The sequence below is a fragment of the Streptomyces tateyamensis genome, from assembly GCF_003205575.1.
Classification (GTDB): domain Bacteria; phylum Actinomycetota; class Actinomycetes; order Streptomycetales; family Streptomycetaceae; genus Kitasatospora; species Kitasatospora tateyamensis.
Genome location: NZ_PYBW01000025.1, coordinates 76,767 through 100,184, shown reverse-complemented (window position 1 = coordinate 100,184; position 23,418 = coordinate 76,767). Strand labels below are relative to the sequence as shown.

Below are 23,418 nucleotides of genomic sequence, written 5' to 3'. Positions count from 1 at the left end.
CAAGCGCTACCCGCGGCTGACCGAGGTGGGCAGCTGGCGGGAGCGCTCGATGGTCGGCTACCGGGCCGCCGGGCGCCGCGACGACCGCCCGCACGGCGGCTACTACACCCAGGAGGACCTGCGCGAGCTGGTCGCCTACGCGGCCGAGCGCGGGATCACCGTGGTTCCCGAGATCGACCTTCCGGGCCACACCCAGGCCGCCATCGCCGCCTACCCCGAGCTGGGCAACACCGACGTGGTGGACACCGCGGCGCTGGGCGTGTGGACCGACTGGGGGGTGAGCCCGAACGTGCTCAACGCCTCCGACGCCACGCTGGCCTTCTTCGAGGGGGTGCTGGAGGAGCTGCTGGCGGTCTTCCCCTCGGAGTTCGTCCACCTGGGCGGCGACGAGTGCCCCAAGGAGCAGTGGCGGGCCAGCGCCGCCGCCCAGGCCCGGATCGGGGAGCTGGCGCTGGCCGGCGAGGACGAGCTGCAGAGCTGGATCATCAAGCACTTCGACCAGTGGCTGGCCGACCGAGGGCGCCGGCTGATCGGCTGGGACGAGATCCTGGAGGGCGGGCTGGCCAAGGGCGCGGCGGTCTCCTCCTGGCGCGGCTTCGCCGGCGGGATCGCGGCGGCCCGGGCCGGGCACCAGGTGGTGATGTGCCCCGAGCAGCACGTCTACCTGGACCACCGGCAGGCCGACGGGCCCGACGAGCCGATCCCGGTCGGCTTCGTGCGCACCCTGGAGGACGTCTACCGGTTCGAGCCGGTGTCGGCGGCGCTGGATCCGGTGAGCGCCCGTCAGGTGATCGGCACCCAGGCCAACCTGTGGACCGAGTTCATGGACGACGCCCGGGACGTGGACTACCGGGCCTTCCCGCGGCTGGCCGCGTTCGCCGAGGTGGCCTGGTCCGCGCTGCCCGCCGACCCCGCCGCGCGCGACTGGGCCGGCTTCGCGCAGCGGATGGCCGGCCACTTCGCCCGGCTGGACGCGCTCGGGGTGGCCTACCGCCCGCCGGCCGGCCCGCACCCCTGGCAGCGCCGCCCCGGCGTGGTCGGCCGCCCGCTGGACGGGCCGCCGCCGGCGGTCTGAGGGCGGCCTGACGGCGCGTCGGCCCGGCCGGTTGATCGTTCCGGAACCTTTCGCGCGGCGCAGGCGTCAAGAACAGGTGAATATCCGGTCAATTTACGGGGCGTTGTGCCCAAAAAGTGACCGGATCGTCCTGTACCCGGACGGCGATCACGGTGCGCGGTGTGCCAGAGTTGCCCGACCCGATGGGCTGCTTCTGTTCGGCCGCCCATCGCCCGTACGCTACGGGCGGTGCCGCGAGTCCGCGGTGCCGACGGACCTGGCCGGCCCGGCAGCCGGCCGAGACGGCTGAGCACGGCCCAGGAGAGTGGAGCACGGTGGGATCCAGGTGAACCGGACGATCATGCTGCCGACCTCCCTCGACGAGGCCGTGGAGGCGCTCGGGGCCTCGCCCGCCGCGGTCCCGGTGGCCGGCGGCACCGACCTGATGGAGGCGGTCAACGCCGGCCGGCTGCGCCCGGCCGCGCTGCTCGGCCTGGGGCGGATCACCGAACTGCGCGGCTGGCGCTACGAGGACGGTGGCACCGCCGTGCTCGGCGCCGGACTGACCCTGGCTCGGATGGACCGCCCCGACTTCGCCGCGCTGATCCCGGCGCTGGCCGACGCCGCCCGCACCGCCGGCCCCCCGCAGACCCGCAACGTCGGCACGCTGGGCGGCAACATCGCGACCAACGCCGCCACCGGCGACACGCTGCCGGTGCTGGCCGCCCTGGAGGCCGTGGTCACCCTGGCCCGGGCCGGCGCCACCCGCGAGGTGCCGGTCAGTCACCTGCTCACCGGTCACGACCCCATGCGGGCGGGCGAACTGCTCACCTGGGTCCGGGTGCCGCTGCTGCACGCGCCGCAGGTCTTCCTCAAGGCCACCGGGCGCAGCGGCCCGTCCCGCGCCACCGCCTCGGTCGCCCTGGTGCTCGACCCGGCCCGGCGCGGGGTGCGCTGCGCGGTCGGCGCGGTCGCGCCGGTGCCGCTGCGCCCGCTGGAGGCCGAGGCCTGGGTGGCGGGATGCATCGACTGGTCGGCCCGCGGCGAGGAAGGGGCGCGCACCATCGATCCGGCCGCCGCCGCCGCGTTCGGCGAGTACGTGGCGAGCGCCTGCGTGCCGGACGGCTACGGCGCCGACCCGGCCGCGGGCACCGCCGGCGAGGGGCCGACGGCGGCGGCCGTGGCACTACGGCGTACGGTGGCGGTGCTGGCCCGCCGGGCACTGGGAAGGGCACTGAAGTGACGGCCGAGCAGATCGCGGACCTGACGACCGCGTCGATGAACCACCCCGCTCCGGCGGGGGACCCGCGTCCGACCACCTCGTACGTCCTGCGGGTGAACGGCTTCGAGCGGCCGGTCGCCGACGCCTGGATCGGCGAGAGCCTGCTGTACGTGCTGCGCGAGCGGCTCGGACTGGCCGGCGCCAAGAACGGCTGCGAGCAGGGCGAGTGCGGGGCCTGCTCGGTGCAGGTGGACGGGCAGCTGGTGGCCGGCTGCCTGGTCCCGGCGGCGCTCGCGGCGGACTGCGAGGTCAGCACCGTGGAGGGCCTGTCGGCCGCCGGCGCGGCCAGTGACGTGCAGCAGGCGCTGGCCGAGTCCGGGGCGGTGCAGTGCGGCTACTGCACGCCCGGCATGGCGATGGCGGTGCACGACCTGCTGCAGCGCAACCACCGGCCCAGCGAGGTGGAGGCCCGGCAGGCGCTGTGCGGCAACCTGTGCCGGTGCACCGGCTACCGCAGCGCGCTCGCCGCCGTCCAGTCGGTGGCCGACCAACGGGCGGCCGCGCTGCTGGCGGCCGAGGAGGCGGCGCAGCAGGCGGCCGCCGAGGCCGCCGGGGCCGAGGCCTCGCCCGCGGCCGCCGCACCGGAGCCCGAGGACACGGCGGCCCAGGAGCCGCCGGTCTACCAGGACGCCTGGACCCAGACCGCCACGGTCGGCGAGGTGCCGCTGTTCGACGAGGGCTGGATCAGTGCCGAGGAGCACCCGGGCGCCACCGCCGCGGGCACCGGCCTGGGCGTGATCCCCGCGCAGGGCTACGACCCGACCGCCTACGGCTACGGCCCCGGCACCGCCTACGACGGCGCCGGCTACGAACCCACCCCGGCGCACGCCACCAGCGCCCCGTACGAGGGCACCCCCGCGCAGGGCACCCCGTACGAGCCGACCCCCGCGCACGGCACCGCCCACCAGGGCACCCCCAGTCACGGCACCGCCTACCCGGCCGCCCCGCCGTACACCGCCGGCCCGTACGCCCAGGCCCCGTACCCGGGCGCGCCCTACGACGGCATCGGCTACCCCGGCACGCCCGCCCACGGCGTCCCGGCGCAGCCCACCCCCTTCGACGGCACGGTCTACGAGACCACCCCCAGCCCGGCCGAGGACGACCACGCATGACCACCGAAGCACCCGCCCCCGCACCCGCGCCCGAGGCGCCCGCCGCCGCACCGTTCGGCCTGGGCACCTCCCCGCTGCGCACCGACGCGCTGCCCAAGGCGCTCGGCATCTACCCCTACGCCGCCGACCTGTGGGCGGAGGGCCTGCTGTGGGGCGCGGTGCTGCGCTCGCCGCACCCGCACGCCCGGATCCGCTCGATCGACACCTCGGCCGCGCTGGCCGTGCCCGGGGTGCACGCGGTGGTCACCGCCGCCGACCTGCCGACCGCGGCGGCCGACGGCGAGCGCCCGGTCCTGGCGGCCGAGGTGGTCCGCCACCACGGCGAGCCGCTCGCCGCGGTGGCCGCCGACCACCCGGACACCGCCCGGCTGGCGGCCGCCGCGATCGTGGTCGACTACGAGCCGCTGGAGCCGCTGGTCGACCCCGAACAGGCGTTCACCGGCCCGCCGCTGCACCCCAACGGCAACCTGCTGCGCCACCTGCCGCTGCGCCACGGCGACCAGGAGGTGGTAGGCGAGGTGGTGGTCGAGGGTCTCTACCAGGTCGGCCGGCAGGACCCGGCGCCGATCGGCGCCGAGGCCGGCCTCGCGGTGCCGCGCCCCGACGGCGGGGTCGAGCTGCACCTGTCCTCCACCGACCCGCACGGCGACCGCGACGCGGTGGCGGCCCGGCTGGGCCTGGAGACGGACCGGGTCCGGCTGGTGGTCACCGGCGTGCCCGGCGCCACCGGCGACCGCGAGAACCTCTCCTTCCAGGTCACCCTGGCGCTGCTGGCCCTGCGCACCGGTCGGCCGGTGAAGATGACGCTGACCCGCGAGGAGTCCTTCCACGCGCACGCCGCCCGGCACCCCGCGCTGCTGCGCTACCGTCACCACGCCGACGCGCAGGGCAAGCTGGTCAAGGTCGAGGCGCAGATCCTGCTGGACGGCGGCGCCTACGCCGAGGTCTCGGCCGAGGCGCTGGCCGCCGCCACCGCCTTCGCGGTCGGCCCCTACGTCTGTCCGAACGTGGCGGTGGACGCCTGGGCGGTGCGCACCAACAACCCGCCGGCCGGCCGGATGCGCGGCGAGGGCGCACTGCAGTCCTGCTTCGCGCACGAGTCGCAGCTGGACCTGCTGGCCGCCCAGCTGGGCCTGGACCCGCTGGAGGTGCGCCGCCGCAACGTGCTGGCCACCGGCGACACGCTGCCCACCGGACAGGCCGTCACCTGCCCGGCCCCGGTGGCCGCGCTGCTGGACGCGGTGGCCGAGGTGCCGCTGCCCGCGCTGCCGCTCGACGAGCCGGACACCGACTGGCTGCTGCCCGGCGGCCCGGGCGGGGCCGGCGACCCGGCCGCGGTGCGGCGCGGGATCGGCTACGCGGTGGGCATGTGCCACATGCTCGGCGCCGAGGGGACGGACGAGGTCTCCACCGCCACGGTGCGGGTCAGCAGCGGGAGCGCCACGGTGATCTGCGCGGCGGTGGACGCGGGCCAGGGCTTCGCCACGCTGGCCCGGCAGATCGTGCAGTCGGTGCTCGGGGTGGGCGAGGTGTACGTCGCGCCGGTGGACAGCGACCAGTCGATCGCCGGCCCCGCGGCCCGCGGGCGGCACACCTGGGTCTCCGGCGGTGCGGTGGAGAAGGCCGCGCTGATGGTCCGCCACCAGCTGCTCGCGCCGATCGCGGCGGACTTCGGCATGTCGGTGGAGCTGCTCTCGATCGCCGACGGCAAGATCACCTCCTACGACGGCGTGCTGGGCATGCCGGTGGCCGAGGCGCTGGAGGGCAAGGAGCTGTGGGCCACCGCGCAGTGCCGCCCGCACCCCACCGAGCCGCTGGACGAGGCCGGGCAGGGCGACGCCTTCGTGTCGATCGCCTTCTGCGCGATGCGTGCGGTGGTCGACGTGGACATCGAGCTCGGCGCGGTCCGGGTGGTGGACGTGACGGTGGCCCAGGACGTGGGCCGGGCGCTGAACCCGGGTCAGATCGAGGACCGGATCGAGGCCGGCGTGGCCCAGGGCATCGGCGCCGCGCTGCTGGAGGACCTGCGCACCGCCGGCGGCGTGCTGCTCAACCCCTCGCTCACCGGCTACCGGCTGCCCACCGCCCTGGACACCCCCGAGGTGCGGGTCGCCGCCCTGCTGGAGGAGCGCGACGTGGTCGCCACCTTCGGCGCCAAGGCGGTCAGCGCGGTGCCGGCCGCCGTCGCTCCCGCCGCGGTCGCGGCCGCGGTCCGGGCGGCCACCGGCCTGCCGGTGGGCCGACTGCCGATCCAGGCGCAGGACGCGGTGGTGGGTTAGACCGCGATCAGGCGGCCCGGCTGCCGGTCGGGTTGAACGCGACCCGGGCTGCGGCTGCCGCCGCCTCCACGTACGCCGGGTCGGCGCGGTGCTCGGCAGGGATGGTCCACCGGGTGTGGTCACCGCGACTCATGCCCGGTCGACCTGGAACTCCACGGCGCGGTAGTGCTCGCGGGTCAGGGTGTCGAGCCACTTCTCGACTTCGGGTTCCACCTCGATGCTGTACCGGTCCGACATGGCGCCGACCGTAGGTGGCCGACGCGGTCGGCGACGGGGGAGTCGACGGGATTCACCCGAGCGAGTGAATTGCGCGGAATTGCAGTGGAGGCCATGACGGGAATCGAACCCGTGTAAACCGTTTTGCAGACGGTTCCCTGAACCACTCGGGCACACGGCCATTGACGGTGCGTCAGTGCGTGCGACGACAACAGGAGAAGGCGGTGCGGGGCATGGCACGGGCTCCTCTCCAGGTCGGGTGGGGCGGGAATTCGCCGTGCTTTCGAGAATGATTCTGGTCCAGCGGCGGGGGCAGGTCAACGGCTGAGTGTGACGGCTGCATGAACTCGTACGGTGGGGTCCTAGGACCAAAGGTCAGGAGTCAAACGGGGTGTTGGGTCTTACGATGTGAGCCATGACCACCACCGACACCGCCCAGTTGCTGCCGTCCGCGCCCGTGGGGGAGGACGGGGTGCTGGGGGCGCGGTACCGGGCGCTGACGCTGGGGATCGTGTCGGTGGTGCTGCTGCTGGCCTTCGAGGCGACCGCGGTGAACACCGCGATGCCGGTGGCCGCGCGCGAGCTGCACGGAGTGGGGCTGTACGCGTTCGCCTTCTCCGGGTACTTCACCACCACGCTGTTCGCCATGGTCCTCGCGGGGGAGTGGTGCGACCGGCGCGGGCCGATGGCGCCGCTGTTCGGCGGGATCGGGGTGTTCGCGGCGGGGCTGGTGGTGGCCGGCACGGCGGACCGGATGTGGACCTTCGTCGGCGGCCGGGCCGTCCAGGGCCTGGGCGGCGGACTGGTGATCGTCGCGCTGTACGTGGTGGTGGGGCGGGCCTACCCGGAGCGGCTGCGGCCGGCGGTGTTCGCGGCCTTCGCGGCGGCCTGGGTGCTGCCCTCGATCCTGGGGCCGCTGGTCTCCGGCACGGTGACCCAGCAGCTGGGCTGGCGCTGGGTGTTCCTGGCGGTGCCGGCCCTGGTGGTGCTGCCGCTGGCGGTGATGGGCCCGGCGCTGCGCCGGGCCGAGCGGGCCCAGCCGCCCGCCCCGGGCGGGGCGCTGGACCGCCACCGGATCGCGCTGGCCGCGATGGCCGCGCTCGGGGCGGGGCTGTTGCAGTACGCGGGGGAGCGCCGGGACCTGCTCGGGCTGCTGCCGCTGGTCGCGGGCGCGGCGCTGCTGGGGCCCGCGGTCCTGCGGCTGCTGCCGCCCGGCACGCTGCGCGCCGGGCGCGGGCTGCCCACCGTGATCCTGCTGCGCGGCGTGGCGGCGGGCGCCTTCATCGCTGCCGAATCGTTCATCCCGCTGATGATGGTGACCGAGCGCGGGCTGTCGCCGACCCTGGCCGGCCTGACGCTGACCGGCGGCGGGCTCTCCTGGGCGTTCGGCTCCTGGCTGCAGGGCCGGCCGGCCGCCGAGCGGTACCGCGAGGGGCTGAGCCGGCTGGGCTTCGTGCTCACCTCGGTGGCGATCGCGGGGGCCGCGCTGGTGCTCTGGCCGGCCGCGCCGACCTGGGCCACGGCGGCGGCCTGGACGGTCGGCGGGCTCGGCATGGGGATCTCGGTCGCCAGCATCAGCGTGCTGATGCTCCGGCTCTCGCCGCCCGAGGCGGCCGGTGCCAACTCGGCCTCGCTGCAGATGTCCGACGCGCTGGGCAACGTGCTGCTGGTGGCGTTGGCCGGGGTGCTCTTCGCCGGGCTGGGCGGCGGTTCGGTGGCCGCCGCGACGCCCGACAGCGGCGCCCGGGCGGCGTTCGCCGCGATCTTCGCCATGCTGACGGCGGTGGCACTGCTGGGCGCCGCGGTGGCCGGGCGGGTCCGCCCGGCCACCGCCGGCTGAGCCCCCGTCAGGGACTCGGCCGGAGTCAGACGTCGCGCCGGCGCCGGTGGTGGTGCACCACGGCCGCGGTGGCGGTGCCCAGCAGGGTGACCCCGGCCAGCGCCTCGGGCAGGTCGACCCCGCTGCCGCCGCCCAGGCCCGCGTGGCTGGGGCCCTGCGGCGCCAGGTGGCCCGCCTCCTCGTGGTCGCCGCGCCCGGGGTCGCCGTGCACCGTGAAGGTCGTGGTCACCTGGCTCTTGGTGACCGTGGTGCACTGCACCGTGACGTCGTAGACACCGGGCCGGGCGTGCTCGGGGACGGTGGCGATGGCGCCCACCAGTCCGCGCAGCGAGCCCAGCTTGACCGCCGGGATGTCCTCGGTGCCGCCGCCCTGCTCGCGGGAGCGGAAGGTGGCGGTGCCGCCGGCGCTGTCGCAGTTTCCGCCGTCGAAGACCGCGAACTGGCTGCCGGGGGTGACCGGGTCCGGTTCGATGACGACTGGGTTGGCGGCGGCGGGGGCGGCCGCGGCCAGGCCCAGGGCCAGGGCGAGCAGGCTGCCGGCGGCGAAGTGACGAGCGCGCATGGGGGGACTCCACGGGGCGCGGCCACGGGGTCGTCCCCGTGCGAAGGAATAGGCGAAACCGCGTCCTGGGAACCAGGGGACGGCCCGCGGGCCGGGCCCGCACCCGCAGGACGCCCGGCCCGGACCCGGAAAACCGCCCGCTACCTGGGGTGATGCCTCCTCACACCCGGTAGCGCCGAACGGGGGTCAGCGCCCCGCGCCGGTCCCCAGGAAGGCGGACCAACCGCCGGCCGGCGCCTCGCCGGGACCGAGGGTCTGCAGCTTGCGCAGCACCGCCGGGTCCTGCACCTCCAGCCACTGGACCAGTTGGCGGAACGAGACCAGGCGCACCTCGGGCTTGTCCGCGATGGTGCGCAGCACCTCCTCCACCGCGTTCATGTAGATGCCGCCGTTCCACTGCTCGAAGTGGTTGCCGATGTACATCGGCGCGCGGTTGGTGGAGTAGGCGCGGTCGAAGCCGGCCAGGTAGGCGTCCCGGGCCTGTCGCTGCCAGGAGTCCTGCAGCACCGGGTTGCCCTTGGTGTTGTCGCCGGACTGGTTGTACATGATGTTGTAGTCCATCGAGAGCACCTGGAAGGAGTGCCCGGGGAACGGGATGGACTGCAGCGGCATGTCCCACAGGGCGCCGTTCTGGAACTTCTGCGGCCACACCTGCAGTCCGCCGGGCCCGCTGCTGTCGTACTTCCAGCCGCGGGCGGCGGCGGTGGGCAGCAGCGCGCGCTGGCCCTCCAGGCAGGGGGTGCGGCCGCCGATCAGCTCCTTGCGGTAGTCGAAGGGCAGCGGCGGCAGGTCGGTGAACCCGGTGTTGGTGCGCCAGTTCATCACGAAGTCCATCGCCTGCTGGATCTCGCTGTCCCACTCCTCCGGGGACCAGCGCCCGCCGCCGCTGGGTCCGCAGAAGTGCCCGTTGAAGTGGGTGCCGATCTCGTGGCCGTCCAGCCAGGCGGCGCCGATCTGGGTCAGCGTCTCGCGGATGTGGCCGTCCTGGAGGTAGCCGATGTCGGAGGCGCCGATCCGGTGCTGCGGCGGGCGGTAGAGGTCCTTCTTGCCCTCGGGCAGGGTGTAGATGCCGCTCAGGAAGAAGGTCATCGAGGCGTTGTGCTCCTTGGCCAGGGTGCGGAACCGGGAGAACAGCTTGTTGTCCAGCTCGCCGGCGCCGTCCCAGGAGAAGACCACGAACTGCGGCGGCCGCTGGCCCGGCTCCAGCGGCACCGGCACCGGCTGGTGCGGCTGCGAGCCGGTGTCCGAGGTGGAGCCGTCGCCGATCATGGTGGCGGGCGGTTTGGCCGGGGTGGGCGAGGCGGTGGCGGTGGACAGCGGGACCGCGCCGGCGGCGTCGGCCTTGTTGACGGCGGTGGTGGCGCGCGGGGCGCAGCCGGCGGCCACGGCGGCGGCGGTGGCCGCGCCGGCGCCGAGCAGGGCGCGGCGGGACAGGGCGTCGGTCAAGGCGGGCTCTCCAGACTCCGAGTGGGCGTCAGCGCGGGGATGAGCGCGACGGTGGGCCCGAACGGCGCGAGCTGGCAAGACGGGTGGCGAACTGTCGGCTAATTGTCCGTTATGGGCGATTTGTCATCAGGATCGCACGGGGACCGCGCCCGTGGCGGCAGCTCGGTGACCTTCCGCCCGTAAGAACCAGCCGATCGGCGTGTCGATTCGCGGGCAGGACCCATAGATCATCTGATTGGACGACAGGATCGGGAGGAGCGCGCAGCAATGTGGCAGTCGGTGGTGGACGCCTACCACTCGCGCATCGTGGAACCCGGCCGTCAGCCGCTCTTCCTGCTGCTGGTCGGGCTGATCACGGCCTTCGTGTTCATCCGGTTCAGCACCCGGATGATCCGCCGCGGCACGTCCTGGTGGCCCGGCAACGTCACGCCGGGCGGCCTGCACATCCACCACGTGGTCTTCGGACAGACCCTGATGCTGGTGGCCGGAGTGGGCGGGTTCACCGTGCACGGGCTGACCAGCCACACCCGCGAGCTGATGGCGTTCTGCTTCGGGGCCGGCTGCGGCCTGGTGCTGGACGAGTTCGCCCTGGTGCTGCACCTGAAGGACGTCTACTGGAAGGAGCAGGGCCGCACGTCGGTCGACGCGGTGATCCTGGCCGTCGCACTGATCGCCCTGCTGCTGGTCGGCCAGTTGCCGCTGGGCGGCTTCCTGGCGGGCCGGCCCTCGGTCGGCCAGTCGGTGGGGGCCGCGGTGCTGCTGCTCCTGGTCACCGTCACGCTGCTCAAGGGCAAGCTGTGGACCGGCCTGATCGGGGTCATGCTGCCGGTGCTCGCGGTGTTCGGCGCGATCCGGCTGGCCCGCCCCGGCAGCCCCTGGGCACGCTGGCGCTACCGCAGCCGGCCGCGCCGGATGGCCAGGGCCGAGCGGCGCGAGGCGCTGCTGCACCGGCGGGTCACCGCCGCCAAGCTGGTCGCCTACAACCTGCTGGCCGGCGCCCCGGACGTCGGCGCCGAGGCCGCCGTCACCGCCGCACCGGCCGGACCGGTCGCGACCGCCGCGCCGGCCGCGCCGGCCGTGCCGGCACCCGCGCCGCCGCTGCCCGCCTGGCGCCGCCGGCTCGGCGGCTTCGCCCAGTGGTACCTGCGGATCGCCGCCGCGCTCAACCTGCTGGCCGGCCTGATCGCACCGTTCCGTGAGCGGGTGCACCAGGCCAACAGCGGCGACTTCTTCACCCCGGTGCTGATGACCGCCGGCTTCACCGCCGCGCTCTTCGCCGCCCTGCTCGCGGTGATGCTGCGCCGCCGCAAGCGGGCCGCCTGGATCGTGGCGACCACGGTGGTGGCGGCTTACGCGGTGCTGTTCGGGCTGGCCCTGGCGGTGCTCCCGGAGGACCGCGAGCACCCGTTCAACTGGGTCTCGGCCACCCTCACCGCGGCCGTGCTGATCGCACTGCTGCTCAGCCGGCGGGCCTACCAGGTGCGCGGCGCGTCCGGCAACGTGACGGTCGGCCTGGCCACCGCGGCGCTCGGCGGGGCGCTGGTGATCGGCCTGGGTGCGGTGCTGATCCGGGCCACCTCCTCGCCGCCCGCGCCGGACTGGGACGACAGCGTGCGCTACGCCGCGATCCGGCTGTTCACCACCTCGGGCTTCGGTGAACTGGTGCCGAGCGTGACGGTGGCCCGCTGGGCGGACCTGGCGATCAACGTGCTGGGCGCCGCGCTGTTCCTGATCGTGCTGCGGGTCTTCTTCCGCTCCCCGCGTGGGCGGGTGCTGCTGCAGCCCGCCGACGAGCAGCAGCTGCGCGCACTGCTGGATCGCCACGGCGCCCGCGACTCGCTCGGCTACTTCGCACTGCGCCGGGACAAGGCGGTCTGCTGGTCGCCGTCCGGCAAGGCGGCGGTGCTCTACCGGGTGGTCAACGGGGTCGCGCTGGCCTCCGGCGATCCGATCGGGGACCCCGAGGCCTGGCCGGGGGCGATCGAGCGCTGGCGCGAGCTGGCCCGGGCCAGCGCCTGGGTGCCGGCCGTCACCGGGGCCGGCGAGCAGGGTGCCACCGCCTACCGGCGCAGCGGGCTGCGGGCACTGGAGTTCGGCGACGAGGCGATCGTCGAGGTGGCCGACTTCAGCCTGGAGGGCCGCTCGATGCGCACCCTGCGCCAGGCCCACAGCCGGGTCCGCAAGGCCGGCTACCGGGCGGTGATCCGCCGTCACCGCGACATCCCCGCCGGGGAGCTGGCCGAGCTGGTGCACCTGGCCGACGCCTGGCGGCACGGGCGCACCGAGCGCGGTTACACCATGGCGCTGGGCCGGCTGGGCGACCCGGCGGACGGCGACTGCCTGCTGGTCGAGTGCCGGGACGAGAACGACCGCACCTGCGCCCTGCTCAGCTTCGTGCCCTGGGGCGCGCACGGCCTCTCGCTGGACCTGATGCGCCGTGACCGGGAGTCCGAGAACGGGCTGGTGGAGTTCCTGGTCACCGAGCTGCTGCTGCGCGCGGCGGCCGGCGACCTGGCGCTGACCCGGGTCTCGCTCAACTTCGCGATGTTCCGCTACGTCTTCGAGGCCGGCGGAAAGCTCGGCGCCGGACCGGTGCTTCGGCTGTGCCGCGCGGTGCTGCGCTTCCTGTCCCGCTGGTGGCAGCTGGAGTCGCTGTACCGGGCCAACGCCAAGTACCAGCCGGCCTGGGAGCCGCGGTTCGTGCTCTACGAGAAGTCCTCCGAGCTGCCGGTGATCGCGGTGGCCAACGGGCTGGCGGAGGGTTTCCTGGTCCGGCCGCGGCTGCTCGGCGTCGGCCGGGCGGAGCGGCGTGGCACGACTCACCCCGGTGGCGGCGCAACCGATGCGACCGCGCCCGCGTCCGGTTTGGCTGGACGGGTGCAGTGAACCGTTCGACAACGGAACCGGGAAGCGGGACAGACGTGGGCGGGCACAAGAGTCCCTGGTCGGGGGCGGTGGTGCTGGCTGCCGCCGTGCTGCTGGGCGCCTGGCTGGTGCACGACGGCACGACGGCGCACCACCCGCCGGCGCCCGCCGTCGACCAGGCGCCGGACGACACGGTGCCGGCCGCCGCGCTCAGCGGCACCCCGATGGCCGCCGCCGATCCGGTCCGGCTGCGGATCCCGGCGATCGGGGTGGACGCCCCGGTCACCGGGGTCGGGCTGGACCGCGACGGCCACCTGGCCACCCCGGTCGAGACCGACCGCAACCTGGCCGGCTGGTACCGCGCGGGGATCACCCCGGGGCAGCGCGGCACCGCGCTGCTGGCCGGCCACGTGGACACCGCGGGCGGCCCGGCGGTCTTCTACGGCCTGGGCTCGCTGCACCGCGGCGACCGGATCGACGTCGAGCGGGCCGACCGCAGCACCGCGTGGTTCGTGGTCGACGCGGTGGCCGTCTACGACCGGGCCGCGTTCCCGGACCGCAAGGTCTACGGGCAGGCGCCGGACCCGCAGCTGCGACTGATCACCTGCGGCGGCCAGTACACCAAGGGCAAGGGCTATCAGGGCAACCTGGTGGTCTTCGCCCATCTGACGGGGCATCGGGAGCGGACATGAACCTGGCCATCGAGGGACCGCTGGACTGGCCGGTCACCCACGGCGTGCTCCCGGTGCTGGTGCTGGTGGCGGGCCTGGTCGCGCTGCTCGGCCTGGCGGTCTCGGCCAGCAGCCACTGGTGGAGCCGGCGGTTTCCCTGCGCGGTGGTGCTGGCGGCCGCGGTCACCGTGCTGATCCGGTTCTGGGTGGAGGACTGGTGGCAGCCGTTCCCCGACCCGCTGCCGCGCAAGGTGCTGTTCTGGATCGGCATCGGCGCGCTAGGCGTGCTGCTCGCCGTCTTCCGGATGCCGCCGCTGCGCTGGCGCGGCCGGTTCGCGGCGGCCGGCGCGGCGCTGCTGGTGCTGCTGATGTCCGGCTCCCAGATCAACCGGGTCTACGACCAGTACCCGACCCTGCGGGTGCTGCTGGCCCCCTGGCTGCAGCACACCCCGAAGCTGGCCGTCGGCCGGGCCAAGGCCACCGTGGTGGTGCCGCCGGGCAAGGCACTGGCCGAGGTGTGGCGGGCGCCGGCCGGGCTGCCGACCAAGGGCACGGTCGCCAAGAGCCCGATCCCCGGGGTGAAGTCCGGCTTCCAGGGCCGGGACGCCTACGTCTACCTGCCGCCCGCCTACCAGGCCGACCCGCGCCCGCTGCTGCCGGTGCTGGTGCTGCTGTCGGGCCAGCCGGGCGGCCCGGACGACTGGGTGAACTCCGGCGACCTGGCCGGGATCATGGACGGGTTCGCGGCCCAGCACCAGGGCCTGGCGCCGATCGTGGTGGCGGCCGACCCGAGCGGCTCGCTGTGGGGCAACACGCTCTGCATGGACTCCAAGCTCGCCAAGGCCCAGACCTACCTGGCCCAGGACGTGCCGGACTGGGTCCACGCCAACCTGCAGACCGCCACCGGGCGCGGCGCCACCGCGATCGGCGGGATCTCCTACGGCGGCACCTGCGCGATCCAGCTGGGCGTCAACGCCCCCCAGGTTTTCGGCAGCCTGCTGGACATCTCCGGCCAGGACGAGCCCACCCTGGGCAGCCACCAGGAGACGGTGGACAAGGCCTTCGGCGGCGACGAGGCGGCCTTCGACGCGGTCGACCCGCTGCACGTGATGGCCCGCCGGAAGTTCCCCGACACCAGCGCGGTCTTCGTGGCCGGCAAGAGCGACGGGGAGTACGGGCCGCAGAACCAGAAGGTGTACCAGGCCGCGGTCGCCGCGGGCATGAAGGCGACCTGGGCCACCGTCCCCGGCGGCCACGACTGGACCGTGTTCCGGGCCGGCCTGAGCACCCAGCTGCCCTGGCTGGCCACCGCGACGGGGCTGACCCGGTGAGCGCGCGCACCGAGCTCTCCGACGCCCCGGTCACCCCGGTCAGGCCCGGGCCGCTCCAGCGGGCGCTGCACACCACGGTGCTGCCGCTGCTGGCGCTGCGTCAGGCGCCGATGACGGTGGTGCTCATCCTCACCCTGTGGATCCTGGGCGGGCTCACCCACAGCCTGGGCCACGGGCCGGGGCCGGTTCTGCTGGCGCACGTCGGGGTGGGCATCCAGAGCCTGGCGGCCGGCTACTGGTGGACCCCGTTCAGCTCGCTGCTCTGGTGCTCGGGCATCGCCTCCTACGTGGTCAACACCGCGATGCTGGTGGTGCTCGGGCCGGTGGCGGCCCGGCGGCTGGGGCGGCTGCGCGCGGTGGGCCTGGTGCTCGCCGGGCAGCTGGTCGGCACCCTGCTGGGCACCGCGCTGGTGCGCCTGGGCATCGCGGTCGGCGAGACCTGGACCGAGGGCCTGGGGGACCAGTACGGGCTGGGTCCCACCACCGGCATCTTCGCGCTGGCCGGCGCGCTGAGCTTCAGGCTCAGCGCGCTGTGGCGCCGCCGGCTGCAACTGCTCGTGGTGCTGGTGCCGCTGGTGATGATGCTCTACATCGGGCATCTGCAGAGCGTGCAGCGGGTGGCCGGCGCCGCCTTCGGGCTGCTGGTCGGCGCACTGTGGCTGCGCGGCGACCAGCCGCTGCGGCCGCGCCGCGCCTCGCACACCGAGACCCGGGTGCTGGTCGCGCTCTGCGTGGCCTCCTCGGCGATCGGCCCGCTGATCGCCTCGCTCTACCAGGACGCCTTCGGTCCGTTCAACACCTTCAGCGACCTCTACTTCTCACGCCCGCCGACCCGGGAGGACGTCGACTACGCGTGCTCGATCTCGGCCGACGACTGCGCCCACCTCAAGTCGGCGCTGCACTTCTTCGACTCGCCCGGGCGGCTGATGGCCGCGGTGATCCCGATCCTGCTGCTGGTGCTGGCCGAAGGCCTGCGCCGCGGCCTGCGCCGCGGCCTGCGGCTGGCCTGGTGGTCGGTCGTGGTGGTGCAGCTGCTGTGGATCGCGCTGCTGGGCTGGCTGCTGCGGCTGCTGCTGGACCAGGCGGCCGACCTCGGCGGGAGCACCGTGGTGTGGCAGCTGGTCGGCGAGGCCTGGGCGCTGCCGGTGCTGGTGCTGGCGCTGCTGGTGGCCACCCGCAGGCAGTTCGGGCTGCGGCTGCCGGTCCGGGTGGTGCGGCGGCTGGCCGCGGTGGTCGGCGGCACCCTGCTGGCGGCCTGCCTGGCCTACGTCGGGATCGGCTACCTGGTGCGCGACCAGTACGAGCCGGACACCACGTTGCCGGCCCTGCTCAAGGGGCTGCCCTCGGAGTTCCTGCCGCCGGCCTACAACGATCTGGTGCCCACCTACCCGGTGGCGGCCGGCGGCACCGCGCAGGCGTTGGAGACCTACTGCGGGCTGCTGTTCTGGGCGGTCGCGCTGATCGCGCTGCTGATCGCCTTCCGCCGCCCGTGGGTGCACGAGGACGCCGCCGCCGCGGCCCGGGCCCGCGAGCTGCTGGTCCGGTACGGCGGCTCGACGCTCTCCTACATCGCCACCTGGGACGGCAACCACTACTGGTTCGACGAGCACGGCGAGGCGGCGGTGCCGTACCGGCTGCTCGGCTCGGTCGGGATCACGGCGGTCGCGCTGACCTGCGGGGACCCGTTCGGCGAGCCGAAGGCGCGGGAGCGGGCGGTGGCCGGCTTCGCCCGGTACTGCGACCGGCGCGGCTGGACGCCGTGCTTCTACAGCGTCACCCCGGCCACCGAGGCGGCCGGCCGGGCGCTCGGCTGGCGCTCGGTCCAGGTGGCCGAGGACACCGTGGTGCCGCTGCCGGAGCTGGCCTTCACCGGCAAGAAGTGGCAGGACGTCAGGACCGCGCTGAACAAGGCGAAGAAGGAGGGCATCACCGCCGAGTGGTGGACCTGGCAGCAGGCGCCGCTGGAGGTCCGGGACCAGATCCGGTCGATCTCCGAGGAGTGGGTGGCCGACAAGGGGCTGCCGGAGATGGGCTTCACCCTGGGCGGGCTGGACGAGCTGGCCGACCCGGCGGTGCGGGTGCTGATCGCCGTCGACCGGGACCGCACGGTGCACGGGCTGACCAGCTGGATGCCGGTGTACCGGGACGGCGCGCCGGTGGGCTGGACGCTGGACTTCATGCGGCGGCGCAGTGAGGCCCGCGGCGCCGGCGCCCCCGCCCCGTTCCGCGGCGTGATGGAGTTCCTGATCGCCTCCGCCGCCCTCGGCTTCCAGGAGGAGGGCGCGCAGTTCCTCTCGCTCTCCGGCGCGCCGCTGGCCCGGTCCGACCGCGGGCAGGAGCCGACCACACTGCAGCGGATGCTGGACTGGATGGGCAAGACCCTGGAGCCGGTCTACGGGTTCCGTTCGCTGCTCGCCTTCAAGGCCAAGTTCCAGCCCGAGTACCGGCCGATGTACATGGTCTACCCGGACCCGGCCGCGCTGCCCAGCATCACCCGGGCGATCGGCAAGGCCTACCTGCCGCACCTGACGGCGGGTGAGGGGATGCGGCTGATGCGGCGGTTGTCGACCTGAGGCCGGCCCAGCCGCGCCCGCCGGGTCAGCCGAGCAGCTCGGCCAGCGCCCGGTCGGCGTCCAGGTGCAGGTGCTCGCGGCCCTCGGGCACCAGCCGGTAGCCGGCCCGCAGGAAGCGGCGCAGCTCGCCCGCCTCGAAGGCGAGCAGCGCGACGCCCTCGGCGGCCCGCAGCTCCACCATGGTGTGCGGCCCGCGGCCCGGGCGGATGTGCACGTCGCCGAGGCCGGCCGGCGTCTCCAGCCCCTCGGCCAGCAGTTGGCGGGCGAAGGTCCACACCACCTCGCCCGGCCCGGTCGGCTCGTCCAGCGAGTACTCACGGGGGAAGACCAGCTGGACCGCCAGCGGGTCCGCCGCCCGGTAGCGCAGGGCCACCAGCAGCCCCGTGGAGACCTGGCCGGACAGGATCAGCCGGGCCCGGACGATCTGCTCGACGACGGCGCTGCGCATGGTGGACTCCCTCGCTGGTGGTGCGGACATGGAGGGAGAGCGGTCCGCGGGCCACCGCTTACCGCGGCAAACGGGTGATCCCGCTCACAGCCGGGCGGCGTCCCGCCAACCTGCCTGGTCGGGCGCCCGGCGGCCGCCGGCGCCCCTTCGTGTCGGCCCTCGCCCGCCGCCGCGGCCCGGTAGGCTAGGCGGGTTGTCCGACCGCCCACCCTCCCGTGGGACGGGGCTGCACGATCGCCCTGACCTGCGACGATCCCCCCTCGGAGACCGTGAGTACTGCCGCCTCTTCCGACATGTCGCCGCTCTTCTCCGACGCCGCCGAGCAGCACCACGCGGCCCGAGCAGCCGGCACCTCGGCCGCCGCGCACCTGTCGCCCGCCTTCCCGGGGCGGGCGCCCTGGGGGACCGCGGGCAAGCTGCGGGCCTGGCAGCAGGCAGCGCTGGACCGGTACATCGAGAAGCAGCCCAGGGACTTCATGGCGGTCGCCACCCCGGGCGCCGGCAAGACCACCTTCGCGCTGACCCTGGCCTCCTACCTGCTGCACAACCACCTGGTGCAGCAGATCACCGTGGTCGCGCCGACCGAGCACCTGAAGAAGCAGTGGGCGGAGGCGGCCGCGCGGATAGGGATCAAGCTGGACCCGGCCTACTCCTCGGGTCCGCTGTCGAAGGAGTACCACGGCATCGTGGTCACCTACGCGGGCGTGGGCGTCAACCCGATGCTGCACCGCAACCGGACCGAGTCGCGCAAGACCCTGGTGATCATGGACGAGATCCACCACGCGGGTGACTCCAAGTCCTGGGGCGAGGCCTGCTTCGAGGCCTTCGAGCCGGCCGCCCGGCGGCTCGCGCTGACCGGCACCCCGTTCCGCTCGGACACCAACCCGATCCCGTTCGTCCAGTACGCGCAGGACACCGACGGCCTGCGCAAGTCGGTGGCCGACTACACCTACGGCTACGGCCACGCGCTGGCCGACCACGTGGTGCGCCCGGTGATCTTCCTGTCGTACAGCGGCAATATGCGCTGGCGGACCAAGTCCGGCGACGAGCTGGAGGCCCGGCTCGGCGAGCCGATGACCAAGGACCTGATCGCCCAGGCCTGGCGCACCGCGCTGGCCCCGCAGGGCGAGTGGATGCCGAACGTGCTGCGGGCCGCCGACAAGCGGCTGACCGAGGTGCGCAAGGCGATCCCGGACGCCGGCGCCCTGGTGATCGCCAGCGACCAGAACGCGGCCCGCGCCTACGCCAAGATGATCCGTGAGATCACCGGCCACAAGGCCGTCCTGGTGCTCTCCGACGAGGCCGAGGCGTCCCAGCGGATCTCCGACTTCGCGGCCGGCGACGACCGCTGGATGGTCGCGGTCCGGATGGTCTCCGAGGGCGTGGACGTCCCGCGCCTGGCGGTCGGCGTGTACGCCACCTCGATCTCCACCCCGCTCTTCTTCGCCCAGGCGGTCGGCCGCTTCGTGCGCGCCCGCAAGCGCGGCGAGACCGCCTCGGTCTTCCTGCCCTCGGTGCCGATGCTGCTCGGCTTCGCCAACGAGATGGAACTGCAGCGCGACCACGTGCTGGACCGGCCGAAGAAGGAGGGCGAGGGGCTCTTCGACGAGGAGGACCGGCTGCTCGCCGAGGCCGAGCGGGCCGACGACGGCCCGGACGGGGCCGGGGGCGAGGAGCTCTCCTACGAGGCGCTGGGCTCGGACGCGGTCTTCGACCGGGTGCTGTACAACGCCATGGAGTTCGGCATGCAGGCGCACCCGGGCTCGGAGGAGGAAGAGGAGTACCTCGGCATCCCCGGCCTGCTGGAGCCGGACCAGGTGCACCTGCTGCTGCAGAAGCGGCAGACCCGGCAGATCCAGCGCTCCAAGGCCAAGCCGGCCGAGCAGGCCGACCTGCTGGAGCTGCCCGCCGAACAGCGCCCGGTGGTGACCCACCAGGAGCTGCGCGACCTGCGCAAGGAGCTGAACGGGCTGGTCGCCGCCTGGCACCACCGGACCAACCAGCCGCACGGCACGATCCACAACGAGCTGCGCCGCCAGTGCGGCGGCCCGCTGACCGCCCAGGCCACCGTGAACCAGCTCAAGGCGCGGATCGCCAAGGTCCGCGAGTGGGCCCGCTGACCGGTCGTCAGCTGCGGGCCGTCAGTGTCCGCTACCCGGAGTCGGAGGCGGAGTTCGATCCTTCGTACTCCTGCGAAATGGTAGTCAATGCCCGGATTGGTCCGGATCAAAAAAATTGATCATGACCGAATTTTGGACAACCACTTCCGCAGCGCCGAAACAGTTACTAGTTTTCCTGCACGCTCTCTTCTCGTAGGTACGACCTCCGACCGGAGCGCGCATGGCCGGCGTGCCGATGGCGACGCAGCCGGCCCAGCCGCGTCCATCACCCCTGCGCGCGTCACCTCCCCCCGGGTCGGCCATGCCGGCCCGGACGACCGCCGCGGAAAGGAAAGCGTCGTGACCGCCGAGACCTCCCAGACCCTGGATCGCGGTATCCGGGTACTGAAGCTGCTGGCCGACTCCGAGCGCGGCCTGACGGTGACCGAGCTGGCCGCCCGGCTCGCCGTCAACCGCACCGTGGTCTACCGCCTGCTGGCCACCCTCGAGCAACACGGACTGGTCCGCCGCGACATCGGCGGCCGGGCCCGGGTGGGCCTGGGCGTGCTGCGGCTGTCCCAGCGGGTGCACCCGCTGCTGCGCGAGGCGGCCCTGCCCGCGCTGCGCAGCCTGGCCGAGGACCTGGGCGCCACCGCGCACCTGACCCTGGTGGACGGCACCGAGGCGCTCGCGGTCGCCGTGGTCGAGCCCAGCTGGACCGACTTCCACGTCGCCTACCGGACCGGCCTGCGCCACCCGCTGGACGAGAGCGCGGCCGGCCGGGCGATCCTGGAGGCCCGCAAGTTCCCCGGCCAGCGCCGCCCCGAGCAGGGCTTCGTGATCACCCGGGCGGAGGAGCAGTCCGGCGCCAGCGGCGCGGCCGCCGCGCTGATCGGGCTGAGCGGGATCGAGGGCAGCGTGGGCGTGGTGATGCTCAACGGCCTGGTGCCCGAGCGGGTCGGCCCGCGGGTGGTGGAGGCGGCCACCGAGGTGGCGGACGCGCTGCGCTGAACCGGGGTGTGTTTGGATTCCCCCTGTGTCCGCTGATCCCACGGCGCCCGCCGCCGCCAAGCCCGCTGCCCGGCTGACCCCGCGCCGCCGGGCCCTGCTGCTCTGCGCCCTGGTGGCGGCCGTGCTGCTCGCGGTCTCCTGGCTGGCCCCGCTGCCGTTCACCAGGACCTGGCCGGGGGCCACCGCCGACGCGCTGGGCAGCTACCAGGGCCACCAGGTGGTCACCGTGGCCGGGGCGCCGGAGCGGCAGACCAGCGGGTCGCTGCGGGTCACCACGATCCTGGCCACCGGGCCCGACGAGTCGGTCACCCTGGAGCAGGCGGTCCGCGGCTGGCTGGACCCGAAGGTCGCGGTGCTGCCGCGGGACAGCGTCTACCCGCAGGGCAACCTGACCGAGGCCCAGCACCAGATGACCCAGGCTCAGGACAGCGCCACCACGGTCGCCCTGAACTACCTGCACCTCTCCCCGGACCAGGTCAAGGTCACGGTGGACCTGGGCGACATCGGCGGTCCCAGCGGCGGGCAGATGCTGAGCCTGGCGATCATCGACAAGCTGGCCGGGGACGGCCACGGCGGCGACCTGACCGGCGGGCGCAACATCGCCGGCACCGGCACCATCGACGACCAGGGCACCATCGGCGCGGTCGGCGGGGTGGCGCTGAAGACCCAGGCCGCGGCGCGGGACGGGGCCACCGTCTTCCTGGTGCCGCAGCTGGAGTGCGCGGACGCCAAGGTGAACACCCCGTCCCAGCTGAAGCTGATCCCGGTGCGCGCGCTGACCGACGCGCTCACCTCGCTGGCCGCGCTGCGGGCCGGCCAGCCGGTGCCGAGCTGCTGACCGGCTACTCGGCGGCGGCCTGGGCCACCAGCGGCAGCACCCGGTACGGCACCGGGTTCTCCAGCGCGATCGCGGTGGCGGCCCGGACGATCCCGTCGAAGCCGACCACCTTGTCGATCACCCGCTGCAGGTCGGCGTTGGACCGGGCGACGATCCGGCACAGCATGTCGCCCTGCCCGGTGATGGTGTGCAGTTCCAGCACCTCCGGCACGCCGGCCAGGTGGGCCCGCACGTCGGCCCCCTGGCCCTGGGAGATCTCCAGGGTGGCGAAGGCGGTCACCGGGTAGCCGAGCGCCGCCGGGTCCACCTCGGGGCCGAAGCCGCCGACCACCCCGCGGGACCGCAACCGGTCCAGCCGGGCCTGCACGGTGCCGCGGGCCACCTGGAGCCGGCGCGAGCACTCCAGCACGCCGATCCGGGGCTCCTCGGCCAGCAGCGCGATCAGGGCGCCGTCCAGCGCGTCGATCGGGGAGTTCGGCATCGGGGCCCTTTCGCTGTGCAGAGTGTCCAGTCGACACCGGAATTGTCCTGCCGGACGGCGCGGGTTGACCAGCGCACAATGGAACTGTTGCGCAAGGGTGTGAGCCGGGCCACGCTCGCCCTACAGGGAGGCCGTCATGACCGACACCACCGCCACGTCCACCCCTGCCCACGCGGGCCAGGCCGATCCCTTCCCGGTGAAGGGGATGGACGCCGTGGAGTTCGCGGTCGGCAACGCCAAGCAGGCCGCGCACTACTACTCGACCGCCTTCGGCATGACGTGCACCGCCTACCGCGGCCCGGAGACCGGCTCGCGGGAGACCGCCGGCTACGTGCTGGAGTCCGGCGGCGCCCGGTTCGTCTTCACCTCGGTGGTCAAGGCGAGCACCGAGCGCGGCGCCTTCCTGGAGCGGCACGTGGCCGAGCACGGCGACGGCGTGGTGGACCTGGCCATCGAGGTGCCGGACGTGCCGGCCGCCTTCGCCTACGCGGTCGGGCACGGCGCCACCGCGCTGGCCGAGCCGCGGGAGCTGCGCGACGAGCACGGCACCGTGGTGCTGGCCGCGATCGCCACCTACGGGCAGACCCGGCACACCCTGGTGGACCGGTCCCGCTACAGCGGCCCGTACCTGCCCGGGTACCAGGCCCGCGGCCCGATCGTCGAGCCGGTGGCCGAGCGCAACTTCCAGGCGATCGACCACTGCGTGGGCAACGTCGAGCTCGGCAGGATGGACGAGTGGGTCTCGTTCTACAACCGGGTGATGGGCTTCACCAACATGAAGGAGTTCGTCGGCGACGACATCGCCACCGAGTACTCGGCGCTGATGTCCAAGGTGGTCGCCGACGGCACCCGCAAGGTGAAGTTCCCGCTCAACGAGCCGGCCGTCGCCAAGAGGAAGTCGCAGATCGACGAGTACCTGGAGTTCTACGGCGGCCCGGGCGTCCAGCACATCGCGCTGGCCACCAACGACATCGTCCGCACGGTCCGTCAGATGCGGGCGGCCGGGGTGGAGTTCCTGGAGACCCCGGACAGCTACTACGACACCCTGGGCGAGTGGGTCGGCGACACCCGGGTGCCGGTCGAGGAGCTGCGCGAGCTGAAGATCCTGGCCGACCGGGACGAGGACGGCTACCTGCTGCAGATCTTCACCAAGCCGGTGCAGGACCGGCCGACCGTGTTCTTCGAGATGATCGAGCGGCACGGGTCGATGGGCTTCGGCAAGGGCAACTTCAAGGCGCTGTTCGAGGCGATCGAGCGCGAGCAGGACAAGCGCGGCAACCTCTGACGGCCCGCGCCGCGGCGCGGCCTGC

At 74.1% G+C, this 23,418-nt stretch carries 18 protein-coding genes and 1 tRNA gene; 13 read left to right on the top strand and 6 right to left on the bottom strand.

The genetic code is table 11. The annotated features are described in order from the left end of the window. From C7C46_RS08045 to C7C46_RS08030, 4 genes are all read left to right on the top strand, one after another. A partial coding sequence (locus C7C46_RS08045; RefSeq protein ID WP_146259011.1) for a beta-N-acetylhexosaminidase occupies positions 1-1,075 on the top strand: 1,075 nt, incomplete at its 5' end. Between the two features lie 340 nt (positions 1,076-1,415). Then, positions 1,416-2,297, top strand: a complete 882-nt coding sequence (locus C7C46_RS08040; RefSeq protein ID WP_110667236.1) for an FAD binding domain-containing protein — start codon at positions 1,416-1,418, stop codon at positions 2,295-2,297. Next, positions 2,294-3,448, top strand: a complete 1,155-nt coding sequence (locus C7C46_RS37700; protein ID WP_425470036.1) for a (2Fe-2S)-binding protein — start codon at positions 2,294-2,296, stop codon at positions 3,446-3,448. Before C7C46_RS08040 ends, C7C46_RS37700 begins: the two co-directional genes overlap by 4 nt. After that, positions 3,445-5,727, top strand: coding sequence for a xanthine dehydrogenase family protein molybdopterin-binding subunit (locus C7C46_RS08030; protein WP_110667211.1), 2,283 nt, complete (start codon positions 3,445-3,447; stop codon positions 5,725-5,727). Before C7C46_RS37700 ends, C7C46_RS08030 begins: the two co-directional genes overlap by 4 nt. 7 nt (positions 5,728-5,734) lie before the next feature. Here the strand turns inward: C7C46_RS08030 and C7C46_RS37250 are convergent, their stop codons facing one another. Next, positions 5,735-5,860 (bottom strand): hypothetical protein, encoded by a 126-nt coding sequence (locus tag C7C46_RS37250; protein WP_281278529.1) that lies wholly within the window; start codon positions 5,858-5,860, stop codon positions 5,735-5,737. A 189-nt stretch (positions 5,861-6,049) separates the two neighbouring features. Beyond that, positions 6,050-6,124, bottom strand: a tRNA-Cys gene (locus C7C46_RS08025). Between the two features lie 234 nt (positions 6,125-6,358). On the opposite strand from C7C46_RS08025, the gene C7C46_RS08020 reads away from it, so the two are divergent. After that, positions 6,359-7,783 carry an MFS transporter gene (locus C7C46_RS08020; protein ID WP_110667209.1) on the top strand — a complete coding sequence of 475 codons (1,425 nt, stop codon included), beginning with the start codon at positions 6,359-6,361 and terminating at the stop codon, positions 7,781-7,783. Between the two features lie 25 nt (positions 7,784-7,808). On the opposite strand, the gene C7C46_RS08015 is transcribed toward C7C46_RS08020, so the two are convergent. Next, on the bottom strand, positions 7,809-8,345 hold the full coding sequence (locus C7C46_RS08015) for a hypothetical protein (RefSeq protein WP_110667207.1): 537 nt from the start codon (positions 8,343-8,345) through the stop codon (positions 7,809-7,811). A 186-nt stretch (positions 8,346-8,531) separates the two neighbouring features. Then, complete coding sequence (locus C7C46_RS08010) at positions 8,532-9,791, bottom strand: polysaccharide deacetylase family protein (RefSeq protein WP_110667206.1); 1,260 nt, start codon at positions 9,789-9,791, stop codon at positions 8,532-8,534. 267 nt (positions 9,792-10,058) lie between these two features. Between C7C46_RS08010 and C7C46_RS08005 the strand changes: the two genes are divergently transcribed. The 4 genes from C7C46_RS08005 to C7C46_RS07990 are packed head-to-tail and all read left to right on the top strand — an operon-like array spanning position 10,059 to position 17,231. After that, entirely contained in the window at positions 10,059-12,677 is a 2,619-nt protein-coding gene (locus C7C46_RS08005; protein ID WP_110667204.1) for a phosphatidylglycerol lysyltransferase domain-containing protein, read from the top strand. A 35-nt stretch (positions 12,678-12,712) separates the two neighbouring features. After that, positions 12,713-13,348, top strand: a complete 636-nt coding sequence (locus C7C46_RS08000) for a class F sortase (RefSeq protein WP_181442248.1) — start codon at positions 12,713-12,715, stop codon at positions 13,346-13,348. Next, positions 13,345-14,658, top strand: a complete 1,314-nt coding sequence (locus tag C7C46_RS07995) for an alpha/beta hydrolase (RefSeq protein WP_110667202.1) — start codon at positions 13,345-13,347, stop codon at positions 14,656-14,658. The genes C7C46_RS08000 and C7C46_RS07995 overlap by 4 nt, the downstream gene beginning before the upstream one ends. Then, positions 14,655-17,231: a rhomboid family intramembrane serine protease gene (locus tag C7C46_RS07990; RefSeq protein WP_110667200.1), complete on the top strand. Its 2,577-nt coding sequence runs from the start codon at positions 14,655-14,657 to the stop codon at positions 17,229-17,231. The genes C7C46_RS07995 and C7C46_RS07990 overlap by 4 nt, the downstream gene beginning before the upstream one ends. A gap of 25 nt (positions 17,232-17,256) precedes the next feature. On the opposite strand, the gene C7C46_RS07985 is transcribed toward C7C46_RS07990, so the two are convergent. Continuing rightward, entirely contained in the window at positions 17,257-17,679 is a 423-nt protein-coding gene (locus tag C7C46_RS07985) for an SsgA family sporulation/cell division regulator (protein WP_110667198.1), read from the bottom strand. Between the two features lie 293 nt (positions 17,680-17,972). Here C7C46_RS07985 and C7C46_RS07980 point away from each other — a divergent pair, with 293 nt between their 5' ends. The 3 genes from C7C46_RS07980 to C7C46_RS07970 all read left to right on the top strand — a co-directional run bounded on the left by C7C46_RS07980 (position 17,973) and on the right by C7C46_RS07970 (position 21,627). Continuing rightward, on the top strand, positions 17,973-19,799 hold the full coding sequence (locus C7C46_RS07980) for a DEAD/DEAH box helicase (RefSeq protein ID WP_110667197.1): 1,827 nt from the start codon (positions 17,973-17,975) through the stop codon (positions 19,797-19,799). A 339-nt stretch (positions 19,800-20,138) separates the two neighbouring features. Beyond that, entirely contained in the window at positions 20,139-20,789 is a 651-nt protein-coding gene (locus C7C46_RS07975; protein WP_110667195.1) for an IclR family transcriptional regulator, read from the top strand. 25 nt (positions 20,790-20,814) lie between these two features. After that, positions 20,815-21,627, top strand: coding sequence for a S16 family serine protease (locus C7C46_RS07970; RefSeq protein WP_245984284.1), 813 nt, complete (start codon positions 20,815-20,817; stop codon positions 21,625-21,627). A 4-nt stretch (positions 21,628-21,631) separates the two neighbouring features. Here the strand turns inward: C7C46_RS07970 and C7C46_RS07965 are convergent, their stop codons facing one another. Beyond that, entirely contained in the window at positions 21,632-22,108 is a 477-nt protein-coding gene (locus C7C46_RS07965; RefSeq protein ID WP_110667192.1) for an Lrp/AsnC family transcriptional regulator, read from the bottom strand. Between the two features lie 136 nt (positions 22,109-22,244). On the opposite strand from C7C46_RS07965, the gene hppD reads away from it, so the two are divergent. Next, positions 22,245-23,393, top strand: coding sequence for a 4-hydroxyphenylpyruvate dioxygenase (gene hppD / locus C7C46_RS07960; RefSeq protein WP_110667191.1), 1,149 nt, complete (start codon positions 22,245-22,247; stop codon positions 23,391-23,393). Positions 23,394-23,418: the final 25 nt, after the last annotated feature.

Coding starts and splice junctions, on each gene's coding strand:
- C7C46_RS08040 (WP_110667236.1), top strand. CDS start 1,416: ATGCTGCCGACCTCCCTCGACGAGGCCGTGGAGGCGCTCGGGGCCTCG.
- C7C46_RS08030 (WP_110667211.1), top strand. CDS start 3,445: ATGACCACCGAAGCACCCGCCCCCGCACCCGCGCCCGAGGCGCCCGCC.
- C7C46_RS37250 (WP_281278529.1), bottom strand. CDS start 5,860: ATGAGTCGCGGTGACCACACCCGGTGGACCATCCCTGCCGAGCACCGC.
- C7C46_RS08020 (WP_110667209.1), top strand. CDS start 6,359: ATGACCACCACCGACACCGCCCAGTTGCTGCCGTCCGCGCCCGTGGGG.
- C7C46_RS08015 (WP_110667207.1), bottom strand. CDS start 8,345: ATGCGCGCTCGTCACTTCGCCGCCGGCAGCCTGCTCGCCCTGGCCCTG.
- C7C46_RS08005 (WP_110667204.1), top strand. CDS start 10,059: ATGTGGCAGTCGGTGGTGGACGCCTACCACTCGCGCATCGTGGAACCC.
- C7C46_RS07995 (WP_110667202.1), top strand. CDS start 13,345: ATGAACCTGGCCATCGAGGGACCGCTGGACTGGCCGGTCACCCACGGC.
- C7C46_RS07985 (WP_110667198.1), bottom strand. CDS start 17,679: ATGCGCAGCGCCGTCGTCGAGCAGATCGTCCGGGCCCGGCTGATCCTG.
- C7C46_RS07980 (WP_110667197.1), top strand. CDS start 17,973: ATGTCGCCGCTCTTCTCCGACGCCGCCGAGCAGCACCACGCGGCCCGA.
- C7C46_RS07965 (WP_110667192.1), bottom strand. CDS start 22,108: ATGCCGAACTCCCCGATCGACGCGCTGGACGGCGCCCTGATCGCGCTG.
- hppD (WP_110667191.1), top strand. CDS start 22,245: ATGACCGACACCACCGCCACGTCCACCCCTGCCCACGCGGGCCAGGCC.